Annotated in this window: 10 protein-coding genes; 5 read left to right on the top strand and 5 right to left on the bottom strand. The window is 34.6% G+C overall.

What is annotated here, in order from left to right; translation table 11 throughout:
- Positions 1-127: 127 nt before the first annotated feature.
- The 5 genes from B0A75_RS04475 to B0A75_RS04455 form a co-directional block, all read right to left on the bottom strand.
- A complete protein-coding gene (locus B0A75_RS04475) occupies positions 128-1,420 on the bottom strand; it encodes a serine hydrolase domain-containing protein (RefSeq protein WP_089053083.1) in 1,293 nt (430 codons plus the stop codon).
- A 4-nt stretch (positions 1,421-1,424) separates the two neighbouring features.
- Complete coding sequence (locus B0A75_RS04470; RefSeq protein WP_089053082.1) at positions 1,425-2,906, bottom strand: glycoside hydrolase family 10 protein; 1,482 nt, start codon at positions 2,904-2,906, stop codon at positions 1,425-1,427.
- A gap of 350 nt (positions 2,907-3,256) precedes the next feature.
- Positions 3,257-4,081 (bottom strand): alpha/beta hydrolase, encoded by an 825-nt coding sequence (locus B0A75_RS04465; RefSeq protein WP_089053081.1) that lies wholly within the window; start codon positions 4,079-4,081, stop codon positions 3,257-3,259.
- A 42-nt stretch (positions 4,082-4,123) separates the two neighbouring features.
- Entirely contained in the window at positions 4,124-7,039 is a 2,916-nt protein-coding gene (locus B0A75_RS04460; RefSeq protein WP_089053096.1) for an FAD-binding and (Fe-S)-binding domain-containing protein, read from the bottom strand.
- A gap of 149 nt (positions 7,040-7,188) precedes the next feature.
- The gene (locus tag B0A75_RS04455) at positions 7,189-7,938 is read right to left on the bottom strand and encodes a DeoR/GlpR family DNA-binding transcription regulator (protein WP_089053080.1); all 750 of its coding nucleotides are present in this window, start codon (positions 7,936-7,938) and stop codon (positions 7,189-7,191) included.
- Between the two features lie 244 nt (positions 7,939-8,182).
- On the opposite strand from B0A75_RS04455, the gene B0A75_RS04450 reads away from it, so the two are divergent.
- The 5 genes from B0A75_RS04450 to murQ all read left to right on the top strand — a co-directional run bounded on the left by B0A75_RS04450 (position 8,183) and on the right by murQ (position 15,998).
- Entirely contained in the window at positions 8,183-11,263 is a 3,081-nt protein-coding gene (locus B0A75_RS04450) for a SusC/RagA family TonB-linked outer membrane protein (protein WP_089053079.1), read from the top strand.
- Positions 11,264-11,273: 10 nt separating this feature from the next.
- Positions 11,274-12,887 (top strand): SusD/RagB family nutrient-binding outer membrane lipoprotein, encoded by a 1,614-nt coding sequence (locus B0A75_RS04445; RefSeq protein ID WP_123872315.1) that lies wholly within the window; start codon positions 11,274-11,276, stop codon positions 12,885-12,887.
- A gap of 26 nt (positions 12,888-12,913) precedes the next feature.
- The gene (locus tag B0A75_RS04440; RefSeq protein WP_089053077.1) at positions 12,914-13,816 is read left to right on the top strand and encodes a DUF4397 domain-containing protein; all 903 of its coding nucleotides are present in this window, start codon (positions 12,914-12,916) and stop codon (positions 13,814-13,816) included.
- Positions 13,817-13,925: 109 nt separating this feature from the next.
- A complete protein-coding gene (locus tag B0A75_RS04435) occupies positions 13,926-15,125 on the top strand; it encodes an exo-beta-N-acetylmuramidase NamZ family protein (RefSeq protein WP_089053076.1) in 1,200 nt (399 codons plus the stop codon).
- A gap of 45 nt (positions 15,126-15,170) precedes the next feature.
- The gene (murQ, locus tag B0A75_RS04430) at positions 15,171-15,998 is read left to right on the top strand and encodes an N-acetylmuramic acid 6-phosphate etherase (protein ID WP_089053075.1); all 828 of its coding nucleotides are present in this window, start codon (positions 15,171-15,173) and stop codon (positions 15,996-15,998) included.
- Positions 15,999-16,162 lie beyond the last annotated feature (164 nt).

Genomic DNA, 16,162 nt, shown 5'->3' with positions numbered 1-16,162 from the left:
GTGGAAATTTGTGTAATTCGCGGCAAACAAAATCATTTTAATCCTTTCAATCTGTGGCTAACTTTTTCGCACGCAAATCAAGCAGATTTAATTCGTGGAAATTTGTGTAATTCGCGGCAAACTATTTTTATTTATTGATTTGTCTCCAAATTTTGGTACTAAAATCATCTTTATACATTAACCTGTTTGTTCTTGTTGGATTTACGCGATTGGTTAGAATAATCAAAAATCGGTTCGTATCACGATTCATAAAGAAAAAAGTTCCTGTAAAACCAGTATGTCCAAAATCATTCGCTTTAAAAAACTCATCCGGTTTTCGTTTATCAAAACCAATACCGCGATAGATTCCCGCTTTAGCAAGAGGAGAATCTGTAAATTCTTTTACCACTTTTGCTTTTAGGATTTGTTTTCCTTTATAATTTCCATTGTTCATTAGCATTTTGCAGATAACAGCAATCGATTCTGCATTTGCAAATAAACCAGCATTTCCAGAAACACCGCCAAAAATAGCAGCAGCTTCGTCATGAACATATCCTTTAATAGTGTCCTTTCTAAAAAAATTATCCAGTTCAGTTGGCATTACATTTTCTATCGAAGTCCATTTTAGCGGATTATATCCAATTTTCGAAATGCCTAATTCAGTATAAATTTCATTTGTCAATTGATCCAGTTTCTTTCCTGTTTTTGCTTCGATCATTTGTTTTACCAAAAGCAAATTCAGATCACTGTAAACGTATTTCCCTCGTGTATTAGTGTTTGCAACCGAAATTTGCTCGTAAACCGTTTTATAAAATTCAGGATTTAACCACATATTTTTATAAATCTGAATCCAATTTTCTTTAGGAACAAAAGAAAGATAATTCGAATCATAAACAATATTCTTGTTTACATACATTGTATCAAACAATTCGGGATAATTCTCTGATTTTTTATCGCTCAATAATGGAGAACCGTCAGGCGTTGAAAGCAGACTTTGATAAAAAGTAATACTTGCTTTTAATCCTGAAGTATGTGTTAATAATTCAAAAAGCGTTAAATCGGCAATGGCTGTATTTTTATAAAACGGAACAATGTTACCTACTTGGTCTGTAAGCTTTATTTTATTTTCTCCAACCAAACGCATGGTAACAAGCGTTGCTCCTAAAACTTTAGACATCGAAGCCAAATCGAAAACATCGTCTGTTTTTACTAATTGTTTTTTAGTATAATCATGGTAACCATAATTTTTGGATATCAGATTAAAATCTCCTGTACCTACAATAATCTGAGCTCCCGGAAAAAAGCCTTTTTCAAGCGCATGAGTCATCATCGAATCAATGTAAACTTCGTTTCGTTCTACTCTTGCCGACTCAAATTCCTGTGCTTGTATCGTACTTAATGAAATAAGAAAAACAGCAATCAATAATACACTCTTTTTCATTTTTTTATTTCTTTATAAATTCGATTGGAGCACTCTCCGTTTGCGTCTGACTTAAAGCGGAAACAGCATAAACATAATTTTCTAAATCAGCATTTGGAACCTCTAATTTTACGGCTGTTGTTACGTAGTAAATATTCGCAGGATTAGAAAAATCGGTTATCTTTCCTTTTGGAAATCTATAAATTACGTATTTCTTGTCATTGATTCCTGCTTTCCATGTAAGCGTTGCTTTATCTCCTTTTTGAGCAATCACAGCATTTGTCGGCGCTTGCGGTTTTATTTTTGTAATTCTGTTCGCTTCGGGCGTTAAAGCAATATACTTGTATTGTTTTTCGATAAGAGCATTTCTTAATGTATCTCCTTTTTTAAGAAATGAGTTTGCTGTAAAATGCATCGAACCATCTATTTGAGGCATCGTGCGAATCATTTCAATCTGTTTTACAATTTGATCCGGACTTCTCCATTCTGGTTCTTTTGCCGTTTTTGAAATTTTATAATCGCCGTGACCTATATACACATTAGTTCCGTATTTGTGCGCTGCCCACCATTTTGCCAAAACTTCAAAATTAGCTCTGTCAAAACCAATGTGCCAATACAATTGCGGTGTAATATAATCGATCCAGTTTTCTTTCTGCCATTTCAAGATATCAGCATACAAATCGTCATAATTAGTCGCTCCCGCCCTAGTATCAGAACCGTCTGAATCTTTTGCAATATTTCGCCAAACGCCAAAAGGTGAGATTCCAAATTCGACTTCAGGTTTATTAGCAATTATGGTATCTCGAATTTGTTTGATGATTAAATCGACGTTGTCTCTTCGCCAGTCGTCTTTATCTCTAAATTGTCGTGGTTCTTTTGCAAAAGCTTTATCATCTGGAAACTCTTGCCCCTCGATTTTGTATGGATAAAAATAATCGTCCATATGGATCGCTTGAATGTCATAATTTCGAACTATTTCACCTACTACAGAAGCAACAAAATCTCTGGTTTCTTTGTACCCTGGATTAAAATATCTTGATTTTCCATACGTCAAAAATAATTCTGGTTTCTTAAAATACAAATGAGTTTTAGCCAATACTTCTTTAACAGTATCTTTTTGCACACGATACGGATTTAGCCAAACATGAACATTCATTCCTCTTTTCCCTGCTTCATCAATCATCATTTGCAGCGGATCAAATCCTGGAGCAACGCCTTGAATTCCTGTTATCCAATGCGATGCCGGTTCTTTTGTCGACTTGTAATACGCATCGGCAGTTGGACGAATTTGAAAAATAACAGTATTCAAATTATTAGATCGTAAATTATCCAAAATGGTAATCATTTCAGATTTCATCTGCTTGTCTGACAATCCCGGTTTAGATGGCCAATCGATATTGTCTACGGTCGATATCCAAGCGGCACGCATTTCTCTTTTTGGTGATTCCTGACTGAAAAGTTTCGTTTGAAACAGTAGTATTAGGATTAGTAATTTTAGACTTTTCATAAATTATTATTTAAGATAGTTAGTGTATAATATTGTTGTTAGAAAAGGTTAACCGCAAAGATCGCAAAGAGTTACACAATGTTCGCTAAATTATCTTTAATCTGTTTTTTTCTTTATCCTTTTTTTTCGCACGCAGATTCGGCAGATTTTAATTTGTGGAAATTCGTGTAATTAGTGGCAAACAAAAATCATTCTAATCCCTTTAATCAGTGGCTGTTTTTTTTACACAGATTTAGCTAGATTAATTCGTGGCTAAAAAACCTAACAGGTTTTAAAAACCTGTTAGGATAACCAACCAAAATATATGCGCTCTTTTTCATTTTACAACATCACAACACACAATCTCTTACTTAACTTTTATTTTTTTCATTGAAAAAATTATTAAAGAACAACAATTGAAACTTTAAAGAGTTTTCCCAATATTCTATATTATGCTGTCCTGGGCGTTCGATATAATCGTGATTTATTTTTAACGCCAGCATTTTTTTATTCAGTTCGCGATTTACATCGATAAAAAAATCATCTACACCGCAATCTATAATCAGTTTTAAATGGTTGTCTTTTACCAAATCAAGCATATTGGTAACCGTGTTTTTATCCCAATTATCAGGAAATTCGGTCATAGAGCCAAGTCGCTTTTTGATATCCCACTTTTCAGGAAACGGGCGAAAATCTACACCGCCGCTCATACTTCCTGCTGCACCAAATACATCCTGATGTTTAAAAGACAAATACAAAGCTCCATGTCCGCCCATGCTTAAACCCGTTATGGCTCTGGCTTCACGAGTTGCAATTGTTTTATACTTTTTATCTATAAAAGGAACTAATTCATTGACAACATAAGTTTCGTATTTGAAAGCAGGATCTATCGGACTGTCAAAATACCAGCTTGAATAATTTCCGTCGACACTAATTGCTATAAAACCGTATTGATCAACTTGTTTACCCACTTCTTTAAAACTTTTTACCCAAGTGGCATAATTCCCGCTGTATCCATGAAGCAGATACACGACTGGGAATTTCTTTTTGCTTTTTTTATATCCATCAGGAACAATTACACAGGTTCTTATGTTCTTATTCATCGAAGCACTAAAAACCTGAATCGTATCAATTTTAGCCGCTTTTGCAGAAAAAAATACGAGTGTCAGAAGTAAAGTGCAGATTGCTTTTTTCATAAAATCTTGTTTTAAACTGTTAGAAGATCAAATTTGAAAAACTTATTTCAAACAATCTCTTAAAATGGTTACGGGATGCATTGCTTTTCTATTTGTCCCGTCAAAAATCTGGTGACGGCAGCTGGTTCCTGCAGCCGCAATTGCCGTTGTTGAATCGGTTGTGCGAATTTTTGGAAATAAAGTATCTTCTCCCATTTGCATACTAATTTCGTAATGTTCTTTCTCATAACCAAATGAACCCGCCATTCCGCAGCAGCCCGAATTGTAAATTGTAACCGAACTGTTTTTAGGTACATTCAGCATTGCAAAAGAAGCTTCAACGGTGCTTAATGACTTTTGATGACAATGTCCGTGAATCTTTATTGTTTTTTCTGTATCAGAAAATTGTCCAGAATGAATTTTTCCTTTTGTAATTTCTGTTTTAAAAAACTCTTCAACAGTAAAAACATTTTTAGACAGCCTTTCGGCACTTTCTTTATCTTTTGCCAATCGGAGATATTCATCTCTAAACGTCAATATCGCCGATGGTTCGATTCCTATTAATGGAATTTCTTCAGATATTAAATCTTTGAAAATAGTAACATTTTTATTGGCAATTTCCTGTGCTTCCTCGAGAAAACCTTTAGATAAAAAAGCTCTTCCGCTTTCTTCGTGATCTGTAATTATTACTTCGTAACCTAAAGCCGTTAATAACTCATAGGCATCGATACCAACAGAAACATCATAATAATTGGTAAACTCATCACAAAAAAGGTATACTTTTCCGTTTTTAAAAGAATTATTTTCTGCTGTTTTTTTATTTTTTTCGTACCATTTTTTAAAAGTTTTGGGTGCCAAAAGCGGTACTTGCCTTTCAGGAGCAATTCCCATGCTTTTTTTAACCAAAGGTAAATTGGCAACAAAATTGGTCATTGATGGTGCAATACTTCCGAACTTATTCAATTTCGAGTTGAAAGCAAAAATTTTATTGCGAAAAGAAAATCCATTTGCTTTTTGATATTGGTATAAAAATTCAGCTTTTAAAGTTGCTACATCTACATTACTCGGGCATTCGCTGGCGCAGGCTTTACAGCTCACGCATAACTCAAATACTTTATATAATTCTTCGTGGTCGAATTTATTTTCCTTTTCAGAATTGGTCAAATATTCTCTCAACGCATTTGCTCTCGCACGAGTCGTATCTTTTTCGTTTCGGGTAGCACGATAACTCGGACACAAAGTTCCTCCCGCCGAAGGTAATTTTCGACAGTCTCCAGAACCGTTGCATTTTTCGGCAGCACGCAAAATTCCTAAACTATCAGAGAAATCCTGAATCGTTTTAATTTCTGGTTCTACTCTGCCAGCTTCAAAACGAAGATTTTCATCCATTTTAGAAGCATTTACAATTTTCCCAACGTTCAAAATGGTGTTGGGATCAAATGCTTTTTTTATTCGTTTCAACAGTTCATAGTTTTTGTCACCAATCATAAAAGGCAGAAACTCGCCTCTTAAAATTCCGTCACCGTGTTCACCGCTTAGCGAACCTTTATATCTTTTCACCAAATGAGCCACTTCTGTGGATATGTTTCTAAACTGATGTAATCCTTCTTTTGTTTTTAAATTTATCTTCGGACGTAAATGCAATTCTCCTGCTCCAGCATGAGCGTAATAAATCGCGCTTTGCCCGTGTCTTTCCATCATGGCGGCAAAATCAGCAATATAATTTGGAAGATCACTAAGTTCGACTGCCGTATCTTCAATAGAATCGGCTGCTTTATCATCGCCTACAATACTTCCTAAAAGTCCTAAACCTGCTTTTCGAACCTCATTTACTTTATCAATATCGGCTCCGTAAATTTTAGGCAGCGCATATCCAAAATTGTTATCTTGAAGATCCTTAATCAAAGCATCGGCTTGTAATTCGGCATCTTCCATACTAATATGCGATCCTACTTCAAGCATAATAACTGCTTTTGGTTCTCCCACAATAAAAAATCGGTTTTTTGATTGCTCCCTATTGGTTTTGGTACAATCTAAAATCGTGTCATCCATCATTTCGCAAGTGTACAAATGATGTTTCATTGCTGTAACCACCGCTTCCAAACTTTCATGAATGGTATGAAAATGTGCTACCACCATAATATTGTTTACTGGCGGCAAATCATCAACTTTCAAAGTAATTTCGGTTGTAAATGCCAAAGTTCCTTCGCTTCCGCAAAGTAATTTCCCTAAGTTGATTGTATCTTCTGTTCCTGAAAAAAGTTCTGATTTCAACAATGCATCAATTGCATAACCTGTATTTCTTCTGTGAATTTCAGGTTTTGGAAATTCTCTCTTAATTTCTTCCTGATTTTCTTTATTCGAAAGTTCCTTGTAAATGGTTTGGTAGATTTTACTTTCTAAAGAATCGCCTTTTGTTTTCTCTATAAATTCTGCTGAAGTCAAATCCTTAAAAACGACAATACTTCCGTCACTTAAAACTGTTTTTAGCTCTACAATTTTATCGCGGGTAACGCCGTAGCGAATTGACGTTGTTCCTGATGAATTATTCCCCACCATTCCACCAATCATACATCGGTTTGTGGTTGAAGTTGTTGGACTAAAAAATAATCCGTGAGGTTTTAAATATAAATTCAATTCATCTCGAATTACTCCGGGCTGAACTGTTATGGTTTTCTTTTCGGCATCAAAAGCAACAATTCTAGTAAAATGCTTAGAAACATCTACAATAATTCCGTTCCCAACGGTTTGACCCGCCAAGGAAGTTCCTGCGGTTCTTGGTGTTATTGAAATATTGTTTTGTGAAGCAAAGCGAATGATTTTTACAATATCTTCTTCTGTTTTAGGAATCGCAACGGCTTCTGGCATAATTCTATAAGCAGAAGCATCTGTTGCATACAGTTTCTTATGAAGACCATCATACAAAAGTGTACCTTCTAGGGAATCGGATAATTGTTGTAATTGGAGAGAATCGGGCATTGAATGAGTTTTGTTTTTTAATACAAATGGCAAACTTTAATTTAACAAATATATACAAAAAACAAACCAATTTCATTATTTTGCGTTATTTAACAAAATAAAATCAAAATAACGCAACATAATGCAATAAATTCTAATCAAAAAGTTAGTTACAATATAAAAACCCCTGATTTTTTATATTCTTCCAACCTTGTATCTTCAGGATCTAATTCCGTAACGATCGTGTCTAATTGATTTAGGTCGCAAACAACATGCGGCATTTTAGTATTTAATTTATTTGAAGAAAACATTGAAACAACTCTATCAGAAGCTTCTATCATAGCTTTCTTAACAATTGAGATCTCATACCCAACTTCCGTAAGACCTTGTTTAATATTAATACTACTGGCGCCAATAAAGCAAATGTCGGCTTTAATTTTAGACACAACTTGAATTACGTCCATACCAATTGTAACCATTGCGTTTTTTTGCATTTTACCGCCAATAAATATTAAATCAATATTTGGATGCTGTGACAATTGCATTGCGATTGGTAAACTGTATGTATAAATAGTTGCTTTTAAATCTGAAGGAATTAATTTTGCAAAAACCAAATTGGTACTTCCGCCGCTCATTATAATAACTTGGTCATCATGCAATAATGACAATGCCTTAGTTACAATTTTTTTCTTTTCGTCTTCGGCAGAGATTGCAATATTAAAAAGATCAACAGATTTCTCTGTTACCTGAATAGCTCCGCCATATACCTTCTCCAGCTGTTTTTTACTATCCAATTCATTCAAATCTCTTCTAATTGTATCTTCTGACAAATCCAGAGCCAAAGCCAAATCTGTAGTGACAACTTTCTGTTCTTCAATGAGCTTAGTCATTATATATTTATGTCTCTCGGCTTTCAGCATATTTTGAAAATGTTAAAATTCAACACAAATATATCAAATATTTCAATTGTAGGAGGATGTTCCATAAAAAACCGCAATAGTTTGCATTTTACAGCTTAAAAAGTAAAAGCAGAAAAAACAAACACCCAAATTATGCGTTATTTTGCGGTATTTGAATAATTTTTTGAAAAAAAATACACAATCCCGCATTTATTTGAAAATATTTTCTAAATTTCGCCATTCTAACCAAAACAATTAAGCCAATATGAAAAAAAAGTATTTAGTTCTTTTACTTTTCTTTTTCGGAATACTCGCAGGTTATTCCCAAAATTCAACCGTAAAAGGTAAAGTCACAGATGGTAGTGGAAACTCATTGCCGGGAGCAAACATTTTAGTGCAGGGATCTAAAGATCAAACTTCTACAGGAGCTGATGGAACTTTTACGATAAAAGCGCGTCAGGGTGATGTTCTTCAAGTGTCTTACATCGGTTTTAACAACAAAGAAGTTATTGTAAACGGAAATGATTTAAAAATTGTTATTTCTGAAAGTGCACAAACATTAAACAATGTAACAATTGTGGGTTCAATGGGTATTGTGCGTAATAAATCTTCTTTAGGATATGCTGTTCAGGAAGTAAAAGGTAAAGAAATTGCAGACACGCAGCGTCCTAACTTTGCTACTGCATTACAAGGCCGTGTTGCAGGTTTAAATGTAACAAGTACTTCTGGTGCTCCGGGTGCTTCGGCAGCGATTCAGTTAAGAGGAGTAAATTCGCTTAGTGGAAGCAACTCTCCTTTGTATGTTGTAGACGGATTACCGGTAAGCAACGAAACAATGGATCAAGCTTTGACTATTTCTAATGCTCCAAACAGAACGCAGGATTATACCAACAGAGGTGCAGATATCAACCCAGACGATATTGAATCTGTGGTTATCTTAAAAGGACCTGAGGCTGCAGCACTTTATGGAATGCAGGCTGGAAATGGTGCAATCGTAATTACTACTAAAAAAGGTAAAAAAGGCGTTGGAAGACTTACTTATTCTACTAATACACGATTCGACAATTTATACCGTTTTCCAGAAACTCAAAAAGTATATCAAAGAGGTTCTGACGGCGTAAACAATCCAGACTATAGAAGACAATTTGGAACGGCTTACGAACCGGGAACTCAATTTTATGATAATGTTAAAAATTTCTTCAAAACTGCGGTTTCAACCAATCATAATCTTTCGTTTGAAGCAGGTACAGAAACTACTTCTTACCGATTATCTCTTTCAAACTTAGAGCAAGAAGGTGTTGTCCCTAATACAGGTTACAGCCGTTTGACTGCTAATTTAAATGCTACTGCAAAATTATCTTCAAAATTAAAATCTGAAGCTAGTTTTAGTTTTACAAAATCAGACAATCAAAAAGCAGCAAAAGGAGCTGGATCTGCTGTACAAATTCCAGGTGTAAGAGATGCAGGATATTTACTTTCGCTTTTAACATGGCCGGCAAATGATGACGCCAGCAATTATTTAAATACCGACGGAACGAGAAGAAAAATTACGACTGGTGTTTTAGATACCGAAACTGATAATCCGTTCTGGGATGTAAACAAAAACTTATCTGAAGATTTTAATAACCGTTTTGTTACCAATGTTGGATTAATTTACGACCCAACTTCTTGGCTTAACTTTACAGGTCGTGTAGGCTGGGATGTGAATTCTGCTCAAGGTTACAGAGCTATTCATCCAGAATCTGCAGCGGGTATTACTCCAGGAGGTTACATCGAATCATACTATTCTAATACCAGTAATTTAAACACTACTTTATTGGCGACCGCTAAAAAATCATTCGGAAAATTCAACACCAAACTTATGGTGGGTAATTCAGTCAATGATAATGATTTTAGAATTTTATCTACAACAGGAAGCCGATTCTTTGATCCTAACTTCTACTCTATCAACAATACTGATGCTACAACGCAACGATCTCAAGAGAGAATTATTCAAAGTAAAATTATTGGTTTCTTTTCTGAGTTGAGTTTAGATTATGACAAAACTGTTTACTTAACTTTAACTGGACGTGAAGACTGGACTTCTGTATTACCAGATCCGTTTTTCTATCCTTCTGTTTCAACAAGTTTTGTTTTCACAAACTTAAACGGATTGAAAAATAAAGAAACACTTTCTTATGGAAAATTAAGGGCTTCTTATGCAGAAGCAGCTAATATTCCTTCTCCTTATTCTGCACAACCCGTTTTCAATCCGCAATTAACTACAGACGGTGGTTATGCGTATGGTGTTACAGGAGCAAATGCGAATTTGAAACCTGAATTCCGTAAATCATTTGAATTGGGTACAGAATTAAAATTCTTTAACAACCGCGTTGGACTAGATGTTGCGGTTTACAGCACAAAAACAATCGATCCGATTCTAAGAAATATGCGTTTAAGCTACGGAACAGGATTCGTTGTAACTTCTGCAAACTTTGGAGATTTACAAAACCAAGGTTTAGAGATTACTTTAAACGCATCACCAATACAAAAAGATAATTTTTCTTGGAATGTAAGTGCTAACTTCAGCAAAACACGTTCTGAATTATTAAATCTTCCTTCTGTTATTTCTGAATATTATGTTTCAGACACTTGGCTTTACGGAAATGTTCGCGGCGGGGTAACAGTTGGAAATCCGTTAACGACTTTAACAGGAAATGATTATTTGAGAAATAATGCAGGCGAGCCTTTAATTGATCCAAATAGCGGTTATGCTTTAAAAGATCCAAACTTTAAAATTATTGGAGACAGAAATCCAGATTTTATGCTTGGTTTACAAAACACGTTTACATACAAAGACCTTAGTTTATCATTCTTGTTAGACATTAGAAAAGGCGGCGATATTTATAACGCAACTGAATTCTATTTGTACCAAAACGGTTTATCTACCAAAACTTTAGATCGTGAACAAACAAGAATTGTAAAAGGTGTTTTAAGAGATGGTTTAGAAAACTCAGCCACTCCAACACAAAATAATATTCCGGTAAGACCAAGCGTTCAAAACGAATATTACAGAACTGGTGCGATCGACGCTGATTTTGTCGAAAAAGACATCAACTGGTTAAGAATGAGAGATATTACTTTAAGCTATAAAATGCCTTCTGAAATATTGAAAAAAACATTCATTAACGCACTTTCTCTTTATGTAACAATGACCGATGTTTTTATCATTACAAATTATACTGGAGCTGATCCTTCGGTTAATGGAACTAATGCTTCAACTGGAGGTGCTGGAGGAACAGGTTTTGACTTTGGAGTAGTTTCTACACCAAGAGGTTTGAACTTAGGATTAAAAATCGGACTTTAATTAATTGACCATGAAAAATATTAAAACATATATAGCCGCATTAGGTCTTGTAGCCACAATGATTTCTTGCAACGACTTAGAAGATATAAACGTAAATCCAAGTTTTCCTGTTGATGTTTCGGCACCAGCTTTACTACCTCCAATCGAGCAGCAAATGGCTGTGGGATTACAGTTTGACAACAGATGTCTTGGACGATACACTCAAAATTTCAGTACTGCTACGGCTGGCGCTGTAGGAAGTGAATGGGATCGTTTTGGATATCAATCAAATAGTGATACAGGTGGTGAAATCTGGAAAATGGCATATTTTTCTATTGGTTTAAACTTAACCAAATTACAGGAAAAAGCAGTTTCAGAACAACGTCATGATATTACTGGTATTGCAAAAGTAATTAGAGCTTGGACTTGGCAGGTTGCAACTGATTATCATTCTGAATTAATTAATTTTGATCAAGTTTTTACTTCGCGTCTTTCTTTTGATTATGTTCCTCAGGAACAAGTATACGCTGAAGTGGTTCGTTTATTGAATGAAGGTTTAACAGATTTGAACCGAACAGACGGAAGTGTTTCTCAGACTTATACTGCTGGAGGAGATAAAATGTATGGCGGAGACCGCTCTAAATGGGTTAAATTTGCTTACGGAGTTTTGGCTAGAAACTTAAACAATCAAATCAATAAAGCTTCTTATAACCCAGATAAAGTAATTGAATTCTGTGATAAATCATTGGCTTCTAATGCAGATAATGCTTTAATTAGATACAACGGAACAGTAGCTGCAGATATCAATTTCTACGGTCCTGGAAGAAATAACTTCAATACTTACCGTCAAACTGATTTTGCTGTGAGAACAATGGACGGAACTCTTTTTGGAGGCGCAAAAGATCCTAGAATCTCTAGAGTTTTAGCACCGTCTGTAGGTCAATCTGAATTAGCGCCGGCATCTTCCACAAATCCAGATCCGAGTAAATATACTTTTAATGGAAACCCGTTAAATACTACAGCTTCTACAGTTGCAACAAACGTAAGCAGAATTCCAAATATTTATGGAACGTATACTGCAGGAACTATTACAACTCCGGGAAGATATATTTTTAGAGATAAAGCGAATTTTCCTTTAATGACGTATTCAGAAATTCAATTTATTAAAGCTGAAGCAGCTTTTATAAAAGGAGACAAAGCTATGGCTTTAGATGCTTACAAGAAAGCAATTGACGCCAATATCGATTTTGTAAATTCAAATACTGTTGTAAGTACAATTTTCCCTATTACATCGACTATTACGGCTGCTGAAAAAACAGCATTCTTAACCAATGTCAACATCGTTCCAACGGCTGCAAACTTGACAATCAGCCAGATTATGCTTCAAAAATATGTAGCTTTATTTGGTTACGGAATGCTAGAAACTTGGACAGATTTGCGTAAATATCATTATAATCCAGATGTTTACAGAACAATGAATTTTACACCAAACGGAGGTTTATTTGTTGACAATAATGGAAATTTACCATACAGAGTTCGTCCGAGATTTAACTCAGAATATGTTTGGAATTTTGATGCTTTAAAAGCGATTGGAGCAGATAAGGTAGATTACCATACTCAAGAAATGTGGTTTTCTAAAAAGTAATTTCTTAAAAACTAAAAATCTATTAGATGAAAAATATATTTAACACCATAAAAAAGTCAATTATTCCAATTCTTGGAGTACTTGCATTTACATCCTGCGGCGACGAAAACGACCAGACTCCATATCAGAGTAAAGACGGAATTGCAAATGCTTCTAACGTAAAATTTATTCATGCCGCTGTTGGTCCAAATGGAACTAATTTTCAAATTAATTATTTTACAGGAACTGAAAAAATTTCGGCTGTAAGTTCTACAACCGGAGTGCAAATTGGGATGAGTTATGGCGCTCAATATCCAGTACCAATCAATTATGTTTTGATGAAACCGGGAACACAACCTTTGAGTGTTTTAACGCCTGCAACTCCTGCAGTTAGCATTTTCAATGGAAATATTACTACTGAAACGGGGAAATATTATACGAGTTTCTTAGTGTCAACACCGCCGTCTGTTACGCCGCCGGTATATTCTCTTTATCAATTAAATGATGATTTAGCTGTTGCTGATTTAGACAAGACTAAAGCCTATATTCGTTTTATAAATGTTATCAGCAATTCGGCACCAGCAGGTTATGATTTGGGATTAATTAAAGAAACATCAACTATTGGTGCAACGCCGGTTACGACAAAAGAAGTGTATACCTATAGAAATGTAACATTTAAGGGCGGTAACGAAAAATACATCGCTATTGAGCCGCAAGACCCAATAGATACAAGAGGATATCAATTGCAGGTTCGTGTTGCAGGTTCTCCAACAAATGTTCCTGGAACAACTACAGGAACAACAATTGCGAATCTTGCCAATTCACCAGCAAATACTGCTTTTGTTCCTAGAGCGGGAAGAGTTTACACAATTTATTGCAGAGGAATTATCGGTGGATTACCATCTGCAACTTTAAATGCTCCATCTGTTACTTTCATAACAAATAAATAAGCTTAAAAATCGAACCACTTTTTGATTAAAGTGGTTCGATTTAATTATCCTATTTTGTTTTTTTTCCTTTATTAAGCGTAATTTTAAATGTAATTTAAACTTTTGTATTATGTTTCAATCCCTTAAAAAAATCACTTTTATTCTATTTTTGATCGTTTCGAATGCTTCGAATGCAAATTCATCAACAGGAACTATTAAAAATAAAATCAATGATATCAGTAATGAAATAAAAACAGGAGCTGATAATTTCGAAAAATATATTCCTTTATTAAAAGATAAAAAAGTTGGCATTGTTACCAATCAAACTGGTCTTTTATCGAACAAAAAACATGTAGTAGATTTTCTATTAGAGAAAAAAATAAACATTCAAACCATCTTTGCACCAGAGCATGGCTTTAGAGGAACTGCTGACGCGGGAGAACACGTAGTTGACGGAAAAGATTCTAAAACGGGATTATCGATAATCTCTCTTTACGGAGACAATAAAAAACCTAAACCAGAACAATTATCTGGAATTGACGTCATGGTTTTTGACTTACAAGATGTAGGCGCGCGATTCTACACTTATATTTCATCTTTACATTATGTAATGGAAGCTTGCGCTGAAAACAATGTTCCGCTTATAATTTTTGATCGACCAAATCCAAATGGCAGAATTGTAGACGGTCCTCTTTTAGAAAAAGAATTCACAAGTTTTGTAGGTATGCACCCTATTCCGCTGCTTCACGGAATGACTATTGGTGAATATGCAAAAATGATCAATGGAGAAAAATGGCTTAAAAATGCAGCGCAATGTAAACTAACTGTAATTCCTTGCGTTAATTATAACAGAAAAATGGATTATAGTTTATTGGCAAAACCATCTCCAAATTTGCCAAACGATCAATCTATAAATCTATATGCAAGTTTGTGTTTGTTTGAAGGAACAAATGTAAGCATGGGACGCGGAACAGAAAAACAATTCCAAATTTATGGCTCGCCTTATTTGACAAAAACAAATTTCAGTTTTACTCCAAAACCAAATTTTGGAGCCAAAGATCCCGTCTATAATGGCGTAGAATGTTTTGGCGAAGATTTGACATCTTATCCTAAATTACAACAACTGGAATTGAAATGGCTGCTTAAAGCATATCAAAATACCAGTGATAAAACCAAATTCTTTAATCCTTTTTTCACAAAACTAGCAGGAACTAAGAAATTACAACAACAAATTGAAAGCGGCGCTTCTGAAGATACTATCAGAAAAAGCTGGGTGAAGGACTTAGAAGCCTTCAAAAAAATGAGAACGAAATATCTGATCTACCAATAAATTTTAATGCAGTAAAGAAAAATTAAAAATTAAAAAAAATCAAAAATGTCAAAAGCAAATCCAGATACAGAAAGAGAATCTCTTTACTCAAATTTAGATAAAATGAGTACCAACGAACTGCTTTCAAATATAAATAATGAAGATAAAAAAGTAGCAGCGATTGTTGAAGAACAAATTCCAAACATTGAAAAATTAGTCGATGCAATTGTTACAAAAATGAAACTTGGCGGAAGACTTTTTTATATTGGAGCAGGAACATCAGGGAGAATTGGAGTTTTAGATGCTTCTGAATGTCCTCCTACTTTTGGAGTTCCAGACAATTGGATTATTGGTATTATCGCCGGCGGAGATTCTGCTATTAGAAAAGCAGTAGAAAATGCCGAAGACGATGTCGATCAAGCATGGAGAGATTTATCTGCTTATGATATTTCGAGTTTAGATGTAGTAATAGGAATTGCAGCTTCTGGAAATACTCCTTACGTTATTGGCGGATTGAAAAAAGCACGTGAAAACAAAATCATAACCGGCAGTATTTCTTGCAATAGCGGCAGCTTGATTTCTAAACAAGCAGATCATCCTATTGAACTAATTGTAGGACCAGAATTCTTAACAGGAAGTACTAGAATGAAAGCTGGAACTTCTCAAAAATTAGTCTTAAACATGATTTCAACATCAGTTATGATTAAACTAGGAAGAATTTACGGCAACAAAATGATCGACATGCAGTTGTCTAACAAAAAATTAGTTCAAAGAGGTGTAGAAATGATCGTTGAAGAACTGCAGATTGATGAAAAAACAGCTTCTGATTTATTAAAAAAGCACAAAAGCGTAAGAGCGGTTTTATTAGCTCAGAATAAAAATCTAGAAATCTAATAACCAAACTATTCAAATCTTTTATAGATTTATACGTCTAAAAGTTTAAACCTAAACCTAAACCTAACAGCTTTTATAGTCTGTTGGGTTTAATCTACAAAGCAGTACTGATTTTTTAAACTTTAAGTCTCCCTATTCACAAAACCAAAACCACTAAAACTATA

Source organism: Flavobacterium oncorhynchi (assembly GCF_002217355.1).
Classification (GTDB): Bacteria; Bacteroidota; Bacteroidia; order Flavobacteriales; family Flavobacteriaceae; genus Flavobacterium; species Flavobacterium oncorhynchi.
The sequence above is the reverse complement of the archived record's forward strand: the minus strand, read 5'-3'. Positions and strand labels throughout refer to the sequence as shown.

What these genes read in the sequence shown, in the direction of transcription:
- B0A75_RS04475 (WP_089053083.1), bottom strand. Translation starts at nt 1,420, where the DNA reads ATGAAAAAGAGTGTATTATTGATTGCTGTTTTTCTTATTTCATTAAGT.
- B0A75_RS04470 (WP_089053082.1), bottom strand. Translation starts at nt 2,906, where the DNA reads ATGAAAAGTCTAAAATTACTAATCCTAATACTACTGTTTCAAACGAAA.
- B0A75_RS04465 (WP_089053081.1), bottom strand. Translation starts at nt 4,081, where the DNA reads ATGAAAAAAGCAATCTGCACTTTACTTCTGACACTCGTATTTTTTTCT.
- B0A75_RS04460 (WP_089053096.1), bottom strand. Translation starts at nt 7,039, where the DNA reads ATGCCCGATTCTCTCCAATTACAACAATTATCCGATTCCCTAGAAGGT.
- B0A75_RS04455 (WP_089053080.1), bottom strand. Translation starts at nt 7,938, where the DNA reads ATGCTGAAAGCCGAGAGACATAAATATATAATGACTAAGCTCATTGAA.
- B0A75_RS04450 (WP_089053079.1), top strand. Translation starts at nt 8,183, where the DNA reads ATGAAAAAAAAGTATTTAGTTCTTTTACTTTTCTTTTTCGGAATACTC.
- B0A75_RS04445 (WP_123872315.1), top strand. Translation starts at nt 11,274, where the DNA reads ATGAAAAATATTAAAACATATATAGCCGCATTAGGTCTTGTAGCCACA.
- B0A75_RS04440 (WP_089053077.1), top strand. Translation starts at nt 12,914, where the DNA reads ATGAAAAATATATTTAACACCATAAAAAAGTCAATTATTCCAATTCTT.
- B0A75_RS04435 (WP_089053076.1), top strand. Translation starts at nt 13,926, where the DNA reads ATGTTTCAATCCCTTAAAAAAATCACTTTTATTCTATTTTTGATCGTT.
- murQ (WP_089053075.1), top strand. Translation starts at nt 15,171, where the DNA reads ATGTCAAAAGCAAATCCAGATACAGAAAGAGAATCTCTTTACTCAAAT.